Here is a 19,999-nt window from a genome sequence, read left to right as displayed (position 1 = left end):
ATTAAGATATTGCTCTAATGCCTAAATTTCCATAACGATGAAAAGATATACTTAAAGCTTTTTCATTAAAATAATTTAAAAGTTCAAAACGACCATTTAATAATGGCTTTTCTCTTATAATGATTTTAGCAAGCTTTGCAGCCTCTTTATAAATCTCATCATTTACATCTGGCTTTGCTAAATAACGCACTCTTTCATATTCTTTAATACTCTTGATAAAATTTTCTTTATTTTCTTTTAAAAACAATACTTTTGCTCCTATGCTTTGAACAATTCGTTCTATCATACTAACATCTTGTTCATCATAACTGATACTTAGATCAATATTTGCAATATTTGCACCTAAAACCACACCTAAAACATCTTTTAAGCTTTCATTTCCACAAAGTCTTAAAACCATATTCTTTATTTTAGTATAAGAAAAAAGATTATCTTCTCCACGAATATTGACATAATCTTTTGAAACACTAAACTCGTTTTTATAATGATAAGCATAAGATTGAGACATTTTAATTAAATTGTTTATAAAATCTTGTGCTTCTTTTAAATCTATTTGTGCTAATTTTTTTGAAAATTTATCTTCAATTAAATGATCATCAAAATCTTCTTGCTTAATCTCTAAAAATTGAGTGATATAATTATAAATTCCCACTTTTCTACCCAAACCTATAGCTGATTTTTTAATCCCACCAAAAGGTTGACGCAGCACTATAGCCCCTGTGGTTGGTTTATTGATATAAATATTTCCTGCTTCTATGTGAGTGTGAAAATACTCCCATTCTCTTTCATCTAAGCTTTCAAAACCTGCAGTTAAACCATAACCTGTGGAATTTACTATATCAATAGCTTCTTTTAAGTCTTTAGCCTTCATCACACTTAAAATCGGTACAAAAAGTTCATTCATATGAGTAAAATCACCCTTTTTAGTGCCATATTTTATGCCTGGAGTCATCAAATAAGGATTATCCTCTAAAAACTTAGGTTTTAATGCCCATTCTTCATAAGGTTGTAATTCATCTAAGGCCTTTTGAACTTTAGAACTTGGCTTATCAGCTAAAGTACCTAATTTATTTTTAAATTCAAAAGGATTGCCCACTGCCATAGAACTCGCAGCATCCACTAAAGTCTTTTTAAATTCTTCATCATGATAAACCTCTTCTTCTAAGACTAGCAAAGAAGTAGCTGAACATTTTTGACCGCTATTGCTAAAAGCAGAATGAATGATATTTTTAATCGCACTATCACGATCAGCAAATTTAGAAACTATAGTCGCATTCTTTCCGCCAGTTTCAGCACTTAAAAGCAAGGTTGGATTAGCTTTTAACATGGCATAAGCAGTATCCTCTCCTCCTGTAAGAATTGAAAATTTAATCGCTTCATCAATAAGTAAATATTTAGAAATATCACTTCCTTTTGAAGGTAAGAAAATCAAAGCATCTTTTGGAATACCCGAATCCCAAAAACACTTACAAAGCATATAACCTGTTAGAGTTGAAAGTGAAGAAGGTTTGTAAATCACCACATTACCTGCGGCTAGTGGTGCAGCTATAGTACCTACTGAAATTCCTATAGGAAAATTCCAAGGAGCTATGGTAACCCCTATACCTTTAGGTGTGAATGTAACTTTTGGATTTTGTTTTTTAAGCTCTTCTAAAGAGTGCGGATAAAACTCTATAAAATCAATAGCCTCGCTTACTTCAGGATCGATCTCTAAAAAGGTTTTGCCCACTTCTAAAGCTGCCAAACCTATCAAATCCCCTCTTCTTTCTCTCATCAGTTTTGCACTTTTGGCTAAAATTTGATAAATTTCATCATGACTTTTTTGTGTAAATTTGGAATTTTTAGCTACTTCTAAAGCTTGTTTGATTTCTTTTTCTCCTGCTAAATAAGCCTTTCCTATAACTCTATCTTTGATCTTATCTTTAACTTCTAAAACATTTAAATTTTCTGCTTTAAAATCAAGTTCGCCTATAACAGGATAAACATCATAATCTTTTAAATTTTCATATTTAGTTTTAATTTCTTTAGCCCACGCTCTATTTTGTACTAAAATAAAATCCGTATCGCTTTCATTGCTAAATTTTTTACTTTCATAAGAACTTATGATATTTGATTCTTTATTTCTATCTTGCTTACGATGTGTAGTATTATCAAGAGTTTTTATGCCTTGTAAAGATTTTAAAAAAAGTTCTTTTTGGATATTCCAGTTCTTATCTCCTACTTTAAGATTGAAAAAATAACGCATAAAATTATCTTCACTTGTATTTTCATCAAGGCGTCTTACAAGATAAGCAATGGCATTGTTAAAATGTGCTTCATCGCAAACTGGGGCATAAAGGATTAGATCATGCATTTTAGATAATTCATAAGAACATTGCAAACTCATACCTTCAAGCATTTCAAAAGTAAAAGAATCCAAAGCACCCACTTCACTTATGCGTGTATAAGCATAAGCAATCTCAAAGATATTATGACTTGCAATTCCTATGTTGATGTATTTATAATTATCTCCTTCAAGAATAAAATCAAGCATTTTATTATAATTACTATCAGTATCTATTTTTTTGTAAAAAGTAGGAAGCTCCCAACCCCTTTGAGACGCAATGGTTTCTTCACTTTCCATATTAGCACCCTTAACAAAACGGATCTTAATAGGCTTCATACCTTTTAAAACCCTCTCTTTTGAAAAAGCAAAAAGTTTTTTAAGATACTTATAAGAATCAGGAATATAAGCTTGCAAAACAATCCCTGCTTTAATATCAAATTTAGCCACACTTTCCATAAAAGCTGCAACGGTGAGCTCTAAATCCCTAAATTCTTCCATATCAAGATTGATAAATTTAGATACACCTTGTTTTTTCTCTTCTTCTAAGGCTAAAGCATAAAGATAATCTAGTCTTTTTACGACCTCTTCTTTAGAATAATTAAAATCTATAATATTAATTTGTGAAAAAATAGTAGTAATTTTTATGGAAATATAAGTGATATAGCTTGATTTTAAGGCTTCTTCGTATTTTTGCATACGATATTTACTCTCAGCTTCACCTAAAACCTCTTCGCCGATTAAATTCACATTTAAGGTAATTTTATCTTGCTCTTTTCTTTTCTTAATATGTGGTTCTAAAACACTAGGATTTGCATCTAGAACCATAGCTTTAGTATCTTCTCTTAAATGTTTGACAAAAAAAGGTACACTTAAATTAGGAGCAAATTTGCCAAAATTTAAAAAGCTAAAAAGTAGGAATTTTTCAAAAGTGCTAAAAAAATCCGCTATGCCGTATTTACTCAAAGTATATTCTATAAGCTCAAAACTTGCATTTTTATCTTTACATCTAAAAGAACGATCTAAAAGCTCTATAAGCATAACTTTATTTTTGGGATTATTAAGAAGTTTTTGCATTTTAGCATGAAATTCTTTTTCAGAATTTGAAATATTGGCTTCTATTTTTCCTTGCAATTCTTCTGCTAAAACCAAAGCTTTTTGTATCATTTCGTATCTCCTAAGATAAAATAAATTTTAATAAATAATATATAAATAAGATAAAAAATAATATTTTAAATCATAGAAAATGTATAAAAAATGATAAAAAAAAATTTTAATGGGTATATAAGTAACAAAAATTAAGAAATGATAATATCATTTTCTTGCTTATTTACAACCTTAGCAATAATTTTAGCTTGAATATTTTCATCTTCTAGTTTTTTTAAACATTCTAAGGAATCTTTTTCACTTATAGAAATTAAAAGTCCTCCTGAAGTTTGTGGATCACAAAGTAATAATTTTTCTTCATTTAAATCAGGGGTAAGTTCTTTTATAAATTCTAAATTTTTATAAGCTCCAGCAGGAATTAAACCCATATTAAAATACTCTTTTACTCCATCTAAAAAAGGAAGTTCACTTTCAAAAATTTCAAAAGAAATATTTTTATTTAGCATTTCTTTTAAATGTCCTAAAAGTCCAAAACCTGTAACATCACTCATGGCACTTGGATGAAATTTAAGAGCAATTTGACTGGCTTTATAATTTAACTCCATCATGTTTTTAAGCATTATATCTAAATGTTTTTGATTTAACATTTGCGCCTTTAAAGCTGTACTTAAAATTCCTGTTCCTAAAGGCTTGGTTAAAATGATACAATCTCCGATTTTAGAAGTATTATTAGCAATAAATTTACTAGGATGTACTTTTCCTGTAACACTAAGTCCAAAAAAAAGCTCGGTGCTTTCTATAGTATGGCCACCCACGACTAAAGCATTACATTCTTTAACTTTATCATTTGCACCTTCTAAAAGCTCTTTTAAGATGTTTAAATCATGATTGCAAGTATCAAAACCTACTATATTTAAGGCATTAATTACCTCTGCACCCATAGCAAAAACATCGCTTAAAGCATTTGCTGCAGCAATAGCACCAAAATGATAAGCACTATCTACTATAGGAGTGATAAAATCAAGCGTTTGCACCAAAGCTAAATCGGGACTGATTTGATATACGCTTGCATCTTCATTATTTCCGATATCACTAAGTAAAGCAGGAGTTTTTTGCATGAAATTTAAAATTGTTTTAAGACCACCCGGGCTTAATTTCGCTGCTCAGCCTGCTGCTTTAACAAAATGCGTTAAATTTTGATTTTTATATTGCAGTGTTTTTCCTTATAGAGTAATGATTTTTGCTTTACCAAAAAGCTCGTTTAAAATTTCATAAGCATTGCCTATATTTCCTATTTTAAGTTCTTTGCTTTTATTAAAAAATTCTAGACAAGCTCCACAACTTATGATCTCAATACCTAAATTTTCAAGTTCTTTCATAGCTAAATGTGCTTTATGATTTTCATCAACATTGATTAAAACACTTTCATTTACGCAAAGAATTTTACTTGGAGCATGATCTAAATTTTTTAAGGTACTTAAAAATCCTACAAGTAAATTTTGTCCCAATTCACCCTCACCCACTTTGTCGGTTTTTAAAAATAAAACATTATAATCGTGAATATTTACTTTACTAGAATCAAAATTCTTTTTTTGTACTTTGATGCAAAACTCTTGTGCATTTTCATCTACAACAGGGTTTAAATTTAAAGAGTTAAGAAATTTTACAACATTATTTTTTGAAATAATAGAATTTAAAACAATTTCTAAAATTTCATTTTCTTGAAGTTTTTCAAGAGCGTTTTTTGTTTCAACTATAGGCTGAGGACAAGATAGATTGCGACAATCAATTTTCATTATTTTTCCTTGATATTAGCTTTGAAAAATAATATTATTTTATTACTTGTTTTGTGTTTAAAAATTTTAAATAATATAGAAAAAATTTAAAAGCTCAAAAATGAGCTTTTTTAAAATCTTTTTTTATTCACATCTTCAAGAATTGCCGCAGCAATTTGATTGACTTCATTTGTTATATTATTGGTGACATTTGCAACTTCGACATTTTCCTTAGTTACAGTTTCAAGTTGTGCTATAGCATCGTTAATCTGTGTGATTCCTGCTGTTTGTTCTTTTACAGATTCTGCTACTTCATTTACGCTTTGAACAAGTATATTAATATTTGCCTCGATTTCAGATAAGGATTTTCCTGTTCTTTCCGCAAGCTGTCTTACCTCATCTGCAACAACTGCAAAACCACGCCCATGTTCTCCAGCACGTGCAGCTTCAATAGCTGCATTTAAAGCAAGAAGATTCGTTTGCTCAGCGATATCTTTAATCACATTGACAATATTTTTTATATCATCAGCTTGTGAAGCAACCTCAACTGTTTTTCCACTTACATTTTGCATAGAAGAATTAATCTCCTCTACGGCTACAGCCGATTGTTCTAAAGAACTCGCTTGTGCATTAGAGCCATCAGCAAGTTTTTGCATAGAATTTTTTAACTCTTTTGACTGATTGGCTAAATCTTTAGCAAAATTTGAAGAAGCCAAAAGCATCTTTTTAATTTCTTTGCCTAAAATATTAGTTGTAATCTCAACTTCACCTTTAGCATTAAATACTTCTGTACTAAAATCAAGAGCCTTATAACTATCAAAAACTCTATTAATTTCATTCATATTAGAACCAATTTTACTTTGTAAAACATCAAGCATCCTATTAAGAACATTTTTAAGTTCTACTAATTGAGGATTTATAGGATTTTTAGTAATTCTTGCAGTTAAATTACCCTTTTCGATTTCTCTAGCAGTTTGCACCGATTCATCTACAGCATTTTGATCTTGTTCTAAAGATATTTGAATCTTTTCAATATTTTCATTTATGATTCTTCCCATTGCTCCTAGCTCATCATTAGCACGAATTTCAATAGCCTTAGGTTCAATTTTTTCATGATTTAAAAAACGGAAAAATGATTCTAAAGAACTAAGAATCACAGGCAATCTAGATGCGACAATTTTTCTTACGCAATAATAAACCACTCCTAAAACAACAAAAATAAAAATAAAAGATGCACCAAGAATAATTAATTGTAATTTTTTTAAGGGTTTAAATACTGAATATTTAGGAGCAGTTACCAAAACTGCCCAAGAACTATCTTGCACTTTAAAACTATTAATCGCAGCATAAGAATCATCACCATCAGAAGCTATATAGTTAAAAACTCCATTTTTTCCTTCACTTATGGCCTTATAAGTTTCTTGTGCACCTTTATTAGGATTGATATCTTTTAAATTTTTTAAAACTAGATTTTTATTTGGATGTATCGCCATAAAACCATCTGAATTTAAAAGAACTCTTAATTCACCATCATATTTTTGACCTTTAGGGTCTAAAAGATAAGTAGCAATATCTGAAAAATCTAAAGTCATGCCTATGACACCTACAACTTGATTTTTTCGATCAAAAATAGGCATAGCAACATTTACAGCATCAAAATCTTGACCTTCTAAATTCATCTTAATAGGACGGCCTATATATACTTTATTTTCCCCATATTTTGCTTTTTTTAATATATCTTGCACAACTTGCAGATTAGCTATTTCATCACTAGCTTGTATTGCTTTTATTCCGCCTTTATTATCCTTTTCTTCATCAGCGTAAAGCATAACAAATTTTCCACTTTGAGTATTAAAAAATTTACTCTCTTCTTTAAAGTATTCTGGCGGATCAATAAGATATAAATAAGTAAAATTAGAATAAGCACTATTATCAAAAGTATTGGTTATAATATTTGTTATATTGTCTATATCTAAATCTTCTTTAGAGGTTGATCTAAACATTTCTGTTAAAGTACCTGAAATACTTTTATTTAAAGCGATCATTTCCCCAAAAATTCCTTGAGTTTGAGTAGCATATTCTTTCGTGATAGAAGCAAGAATATCTTCTGTATTTTTGGTAATATTTTGACTTACTTGTTTTGTGATTAATGAAATTAAAATAACAAGTCCAATAACAACAACAGCTGCCACAGAAAAAATAAGTTTTAAACCTATATTTAAAGATTTAAACATCTTATAACTCCTAAAAAATAAAAAATTTAGATTCTAATTTTAACATATTTTTAAAAAAATAATATTAATTAATTATAAAAAAATTATGTATTAGTATTTTTTGATAGAAGATTTATTTTTTTCCTTTTAAAAACAATTCTTTAAAGCGTTTATTAGCGTATTCTTCTATGTCTTTTTGCAAAATAGAGTAATTTTCCATCAATTCCATAGCTCTAGGAGTAAGTTTTGTTCCTGATTCTTTAGAGCGTCCTTGTCTTGTGCTAACTAAAATTTCTTGAGAATTTTTTTGTAAGGTTTGTAAATGCATCCAAGCTTTTTTATAATTAATCCCCATAAGTTTAGAAGCATGTAATAAACTACCTGTTTGTCCGATAAGTTCTAAAAGTTCTGTTTTTCCTCGACCAAAAAGCAAATCTCCATCCGCATTTTCAATCCAAGTTTTTGTTCTTACTATAAATTGCTTACCTTTTTTTTCTTTAAAACAACCAAGTTGACAATACTTTACATCAACCTTATAAGTTTTTAAAGCTGAACGCATACTTTTAAGTCCACAACCTTCTTTAGCAATATCTCTTGCATCTTTACAAAAAATTCTACGCTTTTCATCTAAACTAGGTTCTATTTTTTTAAGCACTTCAATCTTTGCTTTTTCAAAATCTAAATGTCCAAATTGCCCCAACTCGCAATTATCAATTCTCATGTGATTTTCATCGGCTAATTGTCCGATTTTTTCTATATTTATATTAAATTTCTTTGCAATTTTAAAAGCCGTACCACAATCTAATTTTTCATTGCTATTTAACAATTCTCTCATATATGAGATGATTTCTTTTTCTTGATTTTTATCCATGAATTCTAAATTCTCCACTATAAATATTGATCTTATTTTCTCTAGCAAAACCACAAAGCGTTAAATCAAATTTTCTTGCTATCATAACCCCTAAACAAGTAGGAGCCGTGCGTGAAACAAGCACTGGAATTTTATGCATAACTGCTTTAGCTACCATTTCAGAACTTAGCCTTCCACTAACCATTAAAAAACATTGACTTAAATCAACCCCAGCTAAACGTGCTTTTCCTAAAGCTTTATCTATGGTATTATGTTGAGCTATATCTTCACCTATAAAAAAAGTTTTCTCATCTACAAAAAGCTTAGCCGTATGCACACAGCCTGTTTTCTCGTAAAGCTCGCATTGAGTATAAAAAGTACTCATTTGTTTTAAAATTTCATCTTTGCTAAATTTTGCATCAGAACTAATTTTACTCGCTTCAATAGCTTCTGGATCGATATTGGCAGTATGTGCTCTACCGCAACCACTTATAACTACACCTTCAGCATTAAGCTTTGCTAAATTTTCTTTATCAATCTTTGCTTTAATATGCACACTCATACCATCATCTTTTGTTTCTATGCTCTCAATATCGCTTACTTTCGCAATGATATTTTCACTCATTAAATATCCTATTGCTAATGCCTGTTCATCTACAGGAGTTGCCATTAAAGCACCTACTTTTTCATCATTAATAAAAATTTCAAGCTTAATTTCACGCACTAAAGTATCATTGCATGTAAAAGATTCATCACCTTTATATTTTAAAATTTGAGTTGTAAATAACGGATCCATACCTTATCCTTTAAATATCTTTAAATAATATTATATCAAAAAAACATAAATAACAAATTTATATATGGAAAAATAGATTTTAGATTCAACTTATAAAAGAAAATTCGTTCTATTTATTTCAAAAAAGCTTAAAACTACCGCTATGTAATAACATAGCGGTTAAAGATTAAATTTTTACATTAGGATCATAAGAAAAACTAGGTTCAATTTGCTTTTTATTGCTTAATTCTTTATACCAATAAGAATGTAAAATATAAACCTCTTCTTCTTCTTTATAACCACTAATCATAGAATGGATACTGCCTTTGATTGCAAATACTGCCATATAAATATGCACACCAAAAAACACTGCACACACTATACCCAAGAAATTATGCACTATAGCTGAAATTCTCAAAAGTTCAATTTGAGTTAAACCAAAAAGACCTTGAATTGCCGTGGAATTAAAATCAAGAAAATACATAAATCCACCTGTAATTATCATCAAAAATCCACCAAATACAGCTATATAATACCAAGATTTTTGACCAAAATTAAACTTACCTGCAGGTACAGGACGTTTGATTTTACTTAAATAACCACCTACTATCATCATCCATCTGATATCATAACTTGCAGGAAGCATTCTTTTAATCCAGCATAAAAACATAGGGATTATAGAGATGATAAACAAAATCGTTGCAAAAGCGTGTAAATTTTTACAAACCCTTACAAAAACTCCACCCCCAAAAACTTCTCCAAACATCATCACAAAACCAGTTGGCACTAAAATCACCCAAGAAATCGCTGCGATAAAATGAAAAAGTCTTTCAAATAATGTAAAAGCATAAATTTTCTTTCCATCGTGTGAAAATTGCTTAGGTCCTATAACCATATAATGCAAAGCAAATGCAGACAATACCGCAATAACAGCGATTAAAGCTATAGTAGCTATATATTCACCTTGCAAAGTTGTCCAAAGTTTGCCAAAAGTATCATAATTTGGGATATTTGTAATACGATGAAAATCCCAAATTTGAGTATCTTGTCCCATTCTCTCGCTACCATAAGCAAATAAACTCACTACGCTTAATAAAAGCGTTACAAATACTTTTCTCATAAGCGTTCCTTTCCTGTGTAAGCAATCTTCCATTCCAAACTTTCCGAAGGATTTGGAATGCCATAATTTCTATTCATAAGTCTATTATGATAAATCTCTTCTATTTTAGAACTTTCACCTACTAAAAGTGCTTTTGTCGAACACATCGCAGCACATACAGGGACTTTTCCTTCTGCGATACGATTTTGACCATAAAGTTCTCTTTCTTTTTCTGAATTCGTTGCTTCAGGGCCACCTGCACACATAGTACATTTATCCATAATGCCTTTATTTCCAAAAACACTATCTTTTGGAAATTGTGGTGCACCAAAAGGACAAGCATAAAGACAATATCCACAACCTATGCAAATTTCTTTATCATGCAAAACAATACCATCAGCACGGATGTAAAAACAATCCACAGGACAAACGATAGAACAAGGAGCATCATCACAATGCATACAAGAAATAGAAGTTGAAACTTCTTTTCCTTGAATTCCTTCATTTAAAGTAATCACACGGCGGCGGCGAATATGAATAGGAAGCTCATGTGCTTCATCACAAGCTACCGCGCAACCATTACAATCAATACAACGCTCATTATCACAAAAGAATTTCAAGCGTTCTTTTTCTAAATTTGCAAAATTTACCTTACTCATTTTCCATCCTTACTGATTCTACAAAGTCCACCTTTAGTCTCTGGAATCTGACACATGATATCATAACCATAATTTGTTACCGTATTAGCACTTTCTCCGCTTGCATAAGGCTTAGTTCCTTCTGGGAAATTGTGCGTTAAATCCACGCCTTGCATAACTCCTGTAAAATGGAAAGGCAAGAAAATCATATCTTTTGCTACACCTGGATTAACCTTCACTCTTACATGAATTTTAGTACCTTCTGGAGAATGCACCCAAATCATATCTCCTGCTTTAATGTCTTGCTCTTTTGCTAATTGAGGATTGATCTCACAAAACATTTCAGGTGTTAAACGCGTTAGATACATAGATGCTCTATTTTCCATACCTGCACCATTTAAATTCACAAGTCTTGCAGTAACAAGATTAAGCGGGAATTCTTTAGAATAATCCTTAGCTTGTTGCACAGAAACAAATTTAGTATCCACGCGGTAAAGCGCTTTTTGATCTTCAAAACTTGGATATTTTTGCACCAAATCGTTTCTTGGAGAATGTAAAGGCTCACGGTGGAGTGGAATTTTATCTTTAAAAGTCCAAACTACAGCTCTAGCTTTAGCATTTCCATAAGGAACTATGCCTTTTTCTATACATTTAGTTGCTATGATATTGCTATCATCATAAGACCAAGTTGATCCCATTTTTTCTTTTTCTTGAGCACTTAAAGTAATACCTAAAACTTTTTCTATATTATCTTTAGTAATTTGTGGATAACCTGTATCAATAGGTGAATTTAAAGGTGCATTTTTAGCAAGTAAACTCTCTCCTTCATATTCAAGTCCAAAATTGTTTCTAAAGCCCATACCACCTTTTGCTACTTCAATGTCGGTATTATAAAGCACAGGAGAACCTGGGTGCTTATCACTCCAACAAGGCCAAGGAAGCCCGTAATACTCGCCAGCAACTTCGTCTTTTCCTTCTAAAGTTACCTCATCAAATTTATCCCAGTATAAAGTATGCTTTTTAAGCCTTTCAGGACTCCAACCATTAAGCCCTATACTTCTAACTGCTTTTGCAATTTCTCTTGTTGCATTTTCAGGCCAAACAATCTCACCTTTTTCATCGCGTAAAGTCTTGGTAAAGTCTTCATAAAAACCTAATTTTTTAGCAAGCTCAAATAAAATTTCTTGATCTTCCATGCTTTCATAAAGTGGATCTACAACTTTAAATCTCCATTGTCCGCTACGATTTGTTGCTGTTACACTTCCGCTTGTTTCAAACTGTGTTGCTGCAGGTAAAAGATAAATTCCATCTTTTCTTTCTGCAATAATCCCTGCTTCATTTACAAAAGGATCGGCTAAAACTAAAAGCTCTAAAGCTTCCAAACCTTCTTTAACTTTTACTTGTTGTGCAGTCGAAGTAATACCATTTCCCATAACTACTAAAGCTTTTAAAGGCGTTCCTGCATTATCGATAGCATCATTTCCATCTTTTCCATTTAAAGCCGCTGCCCACCATCTAGCAAGTGAAAGCCCAGTTTTATGCATCCAATCTTTGCTTACAAAATTTCCTAAAAGCCACTCATAATCCACACCCCAAATTTTGGCATAGTATCTCCAAGTCGCTTCATTTAAAGGATAATAACCTGGTAAATTTTCGCTCAAACAAGCCATATCTGAAGCACCTTGAACATTATCGTGTCCGCGTAAGATATTAACTCCACCACCAAATTTACCTATATTTCCAAGTACCATTTGCACAATAGGTGCTAAACGTGTATTTGAAGTTCCTACAGTATGTTGAGTTAAACCCATAGCCCAAATAAGCGTAGTTGGTTTGTTTTTAGCTACTTCGTGAGTGATTTGCACCAAAAGTTCTTTAGAGATCCCTGTAACATTTTCCACTTCTTCAGCTGTCCATTTTGCTGCTTCTTCACGAATTTTATCAATTCCAAAAACTCTTTCATCAAGATATTTTGTATCTTCCAAGCCTTCATCAAAAATGATTTTTAACATTCCATACATGAAAGCAATGTCAGTTCCTGGACGAATTCTTGCATAAATATCCGCTTTTGCTGCACTTTTTGTAAATCTAGGATCTACAACGATAAGCTTTGCACCTTTTTCTTTTGCTTTTAAGAAATGTCTAAAACCCACAGGGTGATTTACCGCTGGATTTGCTCCAATGATAATGATACATTTACTTCTTTGAATGTCTCCAAGATGGTTTGTCATAGCGCCATAACCAAATGTATTCGCCACACCGGCGACTGTTGCGCTGTGTCAAATTCTAGCTTGATGATCTACATTGTTCGTTCCAAAAAATGCTGCAAATTTTCTTATATAATAAGCTTGTTCATTATTAAGTTTTGCAGAACCTAAAAACATAACACTTTCAGGATTTTCTTTACGATAAGCAGCTAGTTTTTCTCCGATCTCACTTAAAGCTTGCTCATAACTTATGCGTTTCCATTCTCCATTTTCTTTTTTCATAGGATATTTTAAACGCACATGTGAACGCACCATATCGATCATATCAGATCCCTTGCAGCAATGTCCACCTGAACTCACAGGATGATCTTGAGCAATTTCTTGACGCACCCAAACACCATTTTGCACTTCTGCAATAATCCCACAGCCTACAGAACAGGCTGTACAAACTGTTTTTACTTTTTTACTACCTTCATACGCTTCTTTAAGCTCATCAGCACTCGCTTCTCTTAAAGTTTCACTTCTAGCAAGCAACGGTGTTGCTAGGCTTGAAAGTGCTGCCATTTTAAGAAAAGAACGACGCGTAAGCTTGATATTTTCACCTACACTTGACATTACTCAGCCTTTATATAATATTTTTCCCAATTAGCACTTCTTTGAAAAAGCACTTCTTTTTTCTTACTTTTACCTTTAACCAAATCTTTTCTTTCTTCATCTTTAGCTAGAGCTAAAGTCGTGCTACCAAGCACTCCAGCAGCCCCTAAGGCAAAAGCGGATTTTTTAAGAAATTCCCTGCGATTTTTCACGAGTCCTCCTTTGTTTATTTGCTTCTCTTCTTAAAAATTCTGAACGCGATAGATCGTTTTGCACTTTTTTAGAATTTATTTTTGCAGGTTTTTCCACTTCAAAGCAAAGTCTTTCAAATTCCATAAAAGCCGATGCAATACTTGCAATTTCCTTATATAAATTCGCATTTTTATTCATGAAAACATCGCCTAAAAACTCATCAATGCTTTTATTGATCACTTTTTCAAAAAGCTCTTTGGCTAAATCATCTTCATTTTGCCTTAAAAATTCACTCATCAACAATAAACAAAATCCAACACTATCTTCACTTTCTTTAAAAAATTTTTCATTGCGTCTTATTTTACTTTTGACTAAAATTTGACGCACGCAAAGTAAAGGATTTGAATTTTCAAAACCTTCTTCTATGTAAGAAAAAGTCGTTGGAATGCTATTTTTAAGACTTAAAAAAAGCAAATCATATTCTTTAAAAAATGCTTGTATAGAATTTTCATCATCTAAATGCTTAAGCAAGATATCAAAATTTGATTTTAAATTTTCATCAAATAAACATTCTTGCATTGTCTTTAAATACTCTTGTAATTTTGACAATCTTTCTTCAGAAAATGAAAAAACAAAAAGCTCTCCTAGACATTGATAATAAAGACTTCTAGCTAATCTTAATTTTTCCAAATCCATTAAAGCTCCCATGCATTCAAAATTTTCAAAAATAGCTTTAAATTTTGCTTGAATGAATATTATGCAAAATATACCTAATATTCATTTTAAAGCCGATTTTTAAATCGATTTATCTTAATACTATTTGATTTAAAAATCACTGAATTTCAATAAAATTCCACAAGGATTTAAAATATTAAAAAATCATACCAAAGTATTGAAAATTAGATATTTGAGTTGATTTTATATTTGAAAAAATAAAATACTTTGCATAAAATTTACATCTTTGATTCTCTTCCGAGTAAAATTAACATTTTATGCAAATTATAAATAATACTAATTTCTTAAAGAATAATCCTTATAAGAAAATTCTCTTATCATTTGAAGTTCATTTTTACGGTCTAAAAGCATGAGATTTGGAAGTCTTATACCATTAAAAGTTGTGTTTTTCACAATGGTGTAATGAATTTGATCTAAAAAAACAATTTTATCGCCGATTTTAAGCTTTTTATCAAAGGCGTATTCTCCCATTACATCACCTGCTAAACAAGTATTTCCAGTAAGCAAATAGGAAAATTCGCTTTCTTTTAAGTCTGAAATTTTTTCATTTTCTCTTGTGGCCAAAATTCTAGCATTTAAAACTTCACTTGTATAAGGCATGATGATAGTATCTGGCATATGTGCTTCGCTTGAAGTATCTAAAATAGCAATTTGTTTTTCATTTTCTATGATATCTACTACACTAGCCACCAAATTTCCTGTTTGCCAACCCACCGCTTCGCCTGGTTCAAGATAAACTTGCACGCCATATTTATCACTGAAATTTTTACACAAAGCAATAAGTTTTTCAACATCATAGCCTTTTTTAGTGATGTGATGTCCTCCTCCAAAATTCACCCATTTCATTTGCCCTATCCATTTGCCAAATTTCTCTTCAAAAGCCTTTAAAACTGCTTCTAAAGCATCAGCACTTTCTTCACAAAGTGCGTGAAAATGAAGTCCTTCTATAGCATTTAAATCCACATTTTCAAAATCTTTAGCACGAATTCCAAGTCTTGAGTATCTTCCACAAGGATTGTAAAGTTCTTTTGGGGCTAGAGAAAATTCAACATTACAACGAAGACCTAAGGAATTTTTTTGTGTTTTAGCTTGAAATTTATGAAATTGGGCTAAAGAGTTAAACACTATATGATGAGATAAACTGGCTATTTCACCTATTTCATCTTCTTTAAAAGCAGGTGAATAAGTATGAATTTCTTTATCCATGTATTCTTTAGCAAATTTTGCTTCCCAAAGTCCGCTACAAGTACAACCTTTTAGGTATTCTCCAACAATTTTCATCGCTCCTGAAAAAGCAAAACCTTTTAAAGCTAAAAGCACTTTAGCACCACTTTTTTCACCAACACTTGCTAAAAGCTCACAATTTTTTCTTAATTTATCTTCTTCTAAAATATAAGCTGGAGTTTGAATTTTTTCATAAAACATTATTTTTCCTTGATTAAATTGCTAAAATCATAACAAAATTAAACCAAATTTTCAAAATAAATATTTACTAAAGTTAAAAAAATAATGACTATAATACAAAAAATCAAGCAAAAGGAAAAACTAATGAATAGAAGAAATTTTTTAAAATTTAATGCACTCACTCTAGCAAGTATGGGTGTAGCCTATGCAAATCCTATGCACGATATGCACTCCATGCATAAAAATCATTCTATAAATCATGACTTAGATACTTCTTTTATCAACTTTGCTCCAAAAAATTTAAAACTTTTAGATCCAAAACAATTCCCCCAAGGAGAAATTTTAAAAGCCTTGCCTTTACTCAAAAATGAAAGTAAAGAAAAAAATATTTTTCGTGCTACCCTAGAAATCAAAGAAAATCATATAGAGCTTATCAAAGGTAAAAAAACCTTATTTTATACTTACAATGGCCTCGTGCCTGCTCCAAAAATAGAAGTTTTTGAAGGAGATAAACTTGAAATTTTAGTCAAAAACAAACTCAAAGAAGCTACAACTATACATTGGCATGGCGTTCCTGTGCCGCCTGATCAAGATGGAAGCCCACATGATCCTATTTTAGCAGGAGAAGAAAGAATATATCGTTTTAAAATTCCTCAAGATAGCGCAGGAACTTACTGGTATCATCCACACCCTCATTATACCGCTTCTAAACAAGTTTTTATGGGTTTAGCAGGGGCTTTTGTGATCAAAGCAAAAAAAGATGCTTTAAGTCATTTAAAAGAAAGAGATTTGATGATTAGCGATTTGCGTCTTGATGAAAACGCTCAAATTCCGAACAACAACCTAAATGATTGGCTAAATGGTAGAGAAGGAGAATTTGTACTCATTAATGGACAATTTAAACCTCAAATCAAACTCGCCACAAACGAACGCATACGCATTTATAATGCTACTGCGGCAAGATATTTAAATTTACGCATACAAGGAGCTAAGTTTATACTTGTTGGTACTGATGGTGGACTTATAGAAAAAACTATTTATAAAGAAGAACTTTTCTTAAGTCCTGCTTCTCGTGTAGAAGTTTTAATCGACGCTCCAAAAGATGGGAATTTTAAGCTAGAAAGTGCTTATTATGATAGGGATAAAATGATGGTAAAAGAAGAACCTAATACCCTATTTTTAGCTAATATTAGTCTAAAAAAAGAAAATGTAGAACTTCCAAAAAATTTAAAAATTTTCAAACCTTCAGAAGAACCTAAGGAATTTAAAGAAATAATCATGAGTGAAGATCATATGCAAATGCATGGTATGATGGGAAAAAGTGAAAGCGAATTAAAAATCGCTCTTGCGTCTATGTTTTTAATCAATGGCAAAAGCTATGATTTAAAACGCATTGATTTAAGCTCCAAGCTTGGAGTAGTTGAAGACTGGATAGTGATAAACAAATCTCACATGGATCATCCTTTCCACATACACGGCACGCAATTTGAACTCATCTCATCAAAACTCAATGGCAAAGTTCAAAAAGCCGAATTTAGAGCCTTCAGAGATACTATAAATGTGCGTCCTAATGAAGAATTAAGACTTAGAATGAAACAAGATTTTAAAGGACTTAGAATGTATCATTGCCATATTTTAGAACATGAAGATTTAGGAATGATGGGAAATTTAGAAGTAAAGGAATAAAATGGTAAAAGTGGAATTTTTAGGCCCCATAAATAAAGAAAATTTAGAACTTGAAGTAAAAAATTTAAAAGAATTAAAAGAAATTTTGCAAAAAGATGAGAGTTTAAAAGAATGGCTAGAACTTTGTGCTGTATCTTTAAATGATGAAATCATTTTTGATGAAAACACCAAGTTAAAAGATGGTGATAAAATAGCACTTTTACCGCCAGTTTGTGGAGGCTAAATGAAACATTTTACACTTTATCAAGGTTCTTTAGATATTCCTAAAATTTATAGCCAATGGTATGAATTTTCCAAGGATAAAAACTGCGGTGCTTTACTGACTTTTTGTGGTATTGTGCGTGAAGAAGGAGGTATTGAGGCACTTAGTTTTGATATTTATGAACCGCTTTTAAAAAAATGGTTTGATGAGTGGCAAAAAAGAGTAGATTTTGATGGTATTAGCTTGCTTTTTGCTCACTCTATAGGCGATGTAGCGATACATGAAAGCTCGTATTTTGCAGGAATTTTAAGCAAACAAAGAAAATTAGGACTTAAACTTCTTAATGAATTTGTTGAAGATTTTAAAGCAAGTGCGCCCATTTGGAAGTATGATGTGATAAACAAAGAAAGAATTTATGCCAAAGAAAGATCAACCAAACTTTGCGGTGCAGGACTTTTAAAAGGATAAAAAATGTTAATGTCTTATGAAGAAAGTTTAAAAATTTTACATTCTCATATTAAAACTTATGAAAAGATTGAAAAAATAGCTCTTACAGAGTGTTTAGGACGCATTTTAGCTCAAGACATAAAAGCCCCTAAAAATCAGCCCGAATTTCCAACTTCGGCTATGGATGGTTATGCGATCAAATTTGAAGATCAAGATAAGCCTTTAAAAATTTTAGGTATCACACCTGCGGGTACTATGCCACAATTTAGCGTGCAAAATGGCACTTGTGTAAAAACCTTTACAGGCTCACTCATGAGCGAAGGAAGCGATACTTTAGTCCCTGTTGAAAATATATGCATAGAAAATGATACTCTTTTTATAGAAAAAAAAGTTCCCCAAGCTTTTGCCGTGCGTGCGGTAGGAGAAAACTATAAAAAAGATGAAATTTTACTCAAAAAAGGCACAAAGTTAAATTATAGCGAGATAGCTCTTTTAGCTGAACTTGGATTTTTTCACATTAGTGTGTTTATAAAGCCTATTGTAGGGGTTTTAAGTAGTGGAAGTGAGATCAAAGATCTAGGAGAAGCCTTGGAAAATCCTGCTCAAATCCGCTCTTCAAATCATATCGCCATAGCTAATTTAGCTAAAAATTTAAATTGCGATACAAGGGTTTTTCCTCTTTTAAAAGATGATGAGAAAGCCACTTTTTCCACCCTTGAAAGTGCTTTGCAAAGTTGTGATATTTTGGTTACAACGGGCGGGGTTTCTATGGGAGATTTTGACTTTTTAAAAAAAGCCATCAAAGAATACGAAATCATCATCGATAAAGCCGACATAAAACCAGGTAGACATATCAAAATAGCTAAGGCTAATGAAAAATTCATCATCGCCTTACCAGGTTTTCCTTACTCGGCTATGGTAATGTTTAATCTTTACGCAAGAGAGATTTTAAACTCTTGGTTACTTCAGCCTAAAGACTATATTTGCAAAGCCTTTTTACAAGGAAGTTACAAGAAAAAAACACCTTATTTGGAATTTGTCGCTTGTAACATAAAGTTTGAAAATGGACGCATTTTAGCCAATCTTGAAGGCAAAAAAGAAGGCTCTAGTGCGATTATAAACAATCTTAACAATAAAGCTGCCCTTATGGTGGCGCCAAAAGAATGTGAAATTTTAGAAAATGAAAGTTTAGTGGATATTATCTTTATGCCTTAAAATTATTTAAATAATTTTATTTCGATTTTAATCAACCCTAAATTTCAATAAGTTTCAAATTCGCAACCTCCTTTTAGTGGAGTAATTAGCCCTAGCGGAGTTTCAATCCACTAGGGTTTATTTTAGTCCCTTTTTAAATTTCTTTATGGTAAAATAAATGAAAAAAAAGTTTAAAGATAGCTTTAGTTTTAGTCCCTTTTTAAATTTCTTTATGGTAAAATAAATGAAAAAAAAGTTTAAAGATAGCTTTAGTTTTAGTCCCTTTTTAAATTTCTTTATGGTAAAATATAGTGATGGTAATTGGCTTGAAAATATAGGTTTTAGTCCCTTTTTAAATTTCTTTATGGTAAAATGCTTTAGGAAATGCTTTAAAACGCTTTGGAGTTTTAGTCCCTTTTTAAATTTCTTTATGGTAAAATACTTTTTCACAATATGGTAAAGTAGTGGTTGTTTTAGTCCCTTTTTAAATTTCTTTATGGTAAAATAGATATTTACCAGATAATGAAAATTTCGGGGTTTTTTCATGAAAAATAGCAA

The 19,999-nt window shown here is 31.2% G+C and carries 16 protein-coding genes and 1 CRISPR repeat array; of the genes, 4 read left to right on the top strand and 12 right to left on the bottom strand.

The features are described 5' to 3' along the window. Position 1: 1 nt before the first annotated feature. The 12 genes from AJ889_RS04860 to nspC all read right to left on the bottom strand — a co-directional run bounded on the left by AJ889_RS04860 (position 2) and on the right by nspC (position 15,933). Entirely contained in the window at positions 2–3,490 is a 3,489-nt protein-coding gene (locus tag AJ889_RS04860; protein ID WP_032584567.1) for a proline dehydrogenase family protein, read from the bottom strand. Positions 3,491–3,621: 131 nt separating this feature from the next. Next, entirely contained in the window at positions 3,622–4,644 is a 1,023-nt protein-coding gene (gene selD, locus AJ889_RS04855) for a selenide, water dikinase SelD (protein WP_079254328.1), read from the bottom strand. A 9-nt stretch (positions 4,645–4,653) separates the two neighbouring features. Beyond that, positions 4,654–5,226 carry a sulfurtransferase-like selenium metabolism protein YedF gene (yedF, locus tag AJ889_RS04850; RefSeq protein ID WP_002860696.1) on the bottom strand — a complete coding sequence of 191 codons (573 nt, stop codon included), beginning with the start codon at positions 5,224–5,226 and terminating at the stop codon, positions 4,654–4,656. A gap of 110 nt (positions 5,227–5,336) precedes the next feature. Further along, positions 5,337–7,439, bottom strand: a complete 2,103-nt coding sequence (gene ccaA / locus AJ889_RS04845) for an aspartate chemotaxis receptor CcaA (RefSeq protein ID WP_032584569.1) — start codon at positions 7,437–7,439, stop codon at positions 5,337–5,339. A 112-nt stretch (positions 7,440–7,551) separates the two neighbouring features. Continuing rightward, on the bottom strand, positions 7,552–8,289 hold the full coding sequence (locus AJ889_RS04840) for a winged helix-turn-helix domain-containing protein (protein WP_002822570.1): 738 nt from the start codon (positions 8,287–8,289) through the stop codon (positions 7,552–7,554). Beyond that, entirely contained in the window at positions 8,282–9,064 is a 783-nt protein-coding gene (gene fdhD, locus AJ889_RS04835; protein WP_002858885.1) for a formate dehydrogenase accessory sulfurtransferase FdhD, read from the bottom strand. The genes AJ889_RS04840 and fdhD overlap by 8 nt, the downstream gene beginning before the upstream one ends. Before the next feature lie 166 nt (positions 9,065–9,230). Then, positions 9,231–10,163 (bottom strand): formate dehydrogenase subunit gamma, encoded by a 933-nt coding sequence (locus tag AJ889_RS04830; RefSeq protein ID WP_002851174.1) that lies wholly within the window; start codon positions 10,161–10,163, stop codon positions 9,231–9,233. Next, positions 10,160–10,801, bottom strand: coding sequence for a formate dehydrogenase FDH3 subunit beta (gene fdh3B / locus AJ889_RS04825; RefSeq protein WP_002851264.1), 642 nt, complete (start codon positions 10,799–10,801; stop codon positions 10,160–10,162). Before fdh3B ends, AJ889_RS04830 begins: the two co-directional genes overlap by 4 nt. After that, the gene (locus AJ889_RS04820) at positions 10,798–13,602 is read right to left on the bottom strand and encodes a formate dehydrogenase subunit alpha (RefSeq protein ID WP_079263690.1); all 2,805 of its coding nucleotides are present in this window, start codon (positions 13,600–13,602) and stop codon (positions 10,798–10,800) included. The genes fdh3B and AJ889_RS04820 overlap by 4 nt, the downstream gene beginning before the upstream one ends. Then, positions 13,602–13,793 (bottom strand): twin-arginine translocation signal domain-containing protein, encoded by a 192-nt coding sequence (locus tag AJ889_RS04810; RefSeq protein WP_002803269.1) that lies wholly within the window; start codon positions 13,791–13,793, stop codon positions 13,602–13,604. Before AJ889_RS04810 ends, AJ889_RS04820 begins: the two co-directional genes overlap by 1 nt. Next, a complete protein-coding gene (locus tag AJ889_RS04805; RefSeq protein ID WP_002851502.1) occupies positions 13,768–14,481 on the bottom strand; it encodes a molecular chaperone in 714 nt (237 codons plus the stop codon). The genes AJ889_RS04810 and AJ889_RS04805 overlap by 26 nt, the downstream gene beginning before the upstream one ends. Before the next feature lie 303 nt (positions 14,482–14,784). Continuing rightward, complete coding sequence (gene nspC, locus AJ889_RS04800) at positions 14,785–15,933, bottom strand: carboxynorspermidine decarboxylase (protein WP_002858888.1); 1,149 nt, start codon at positions 15,931–15,933, stop codon at positions 14,785–14,787. Between the two features lie 123 nt (positions 15,934–16,056). On the opposite strand from nspC, the gene cueO reads away from it, so the two are divergent. The 4 genes from cueO to AJ889_RS04780 are packed head-to-tail and all read left to right on the top strand — an operon-like array spanning position 16,057 to position 19,462. Beyond that, positions 16,057–17,598: a multicopper oxidase CueO gene (gene cueO, locus AJ889_RS04795; protein WP_070293280.1), complete on the top strand. Its 1,542-nt coding sequence runs from the start codon at positions 16,057–16,059 to the stop codon at positions 17,596–17,598. Position 17,599: 1 nt separating this feature from the next. After that, the gene (locus AJ889_RS04790) at positions 17,600–17,821 is read left to right on the top strand and encodes a MoaD/ThiS family protein (protein ID WP_002779488.1); all 222 of its coding nucleotides are present in this window, start codon (positions 17,600–17,602) and stop codon (positions 17,819–17,821) included. Then, positions 17,822–18,268, top strand: a complete 447-nt coding sequence (locus AJ889_RS04785; protein WP_002858889.1) for a molybdenum cofactor biosynthesis protein MoaE — start codon at positions 17,822–17,824, stop codon at positions 18,266–18,268. It abuts the gene before it with no gap. A gap of 3 nt (positions 18,269–18,271) precedes the next feature. Beyond that, positions 18,272–19,462 carry a molybdopterin molybdotransferase MoeA gene (locus AJ889_RS04780; RefSeq protein ID WP_002887719.1) on the top strand — a complete coding sequence of 397 codons (1,191 nt, stop codon included), beginning with the start codon at positions 18,272–18,274 and terminating at the stop codon, positions 19,460–19,462. A gap of 119 nt (positions 19,463–19,581) precedes the next feature. Next, a CRISPR array of direct repeats spans positions 19,582–19,947; the repeat unit is 36 nt; unit sequence GTTTTAGTCCCTTTTTAAATTTCTTTATGGTAAAAT. Positions 19,948–19,999: the final 52 nt, after the last annotated feature.

This window comes from Campylobacter sp. BCW_6468 (assembly GCF_001762865.1).
Lineage (GTDB): Bacteria > Campylobacterota > Campylobacteria > Campylobacterales > Campylobacteraceae > Campylobacter_D > Campylobacter_D jejuni.
The sequence above is the reverse complement of the archived record's forward strand: the minus strand, read 5'-3'. Positions and strand labels throughout refer to the sequence as shown.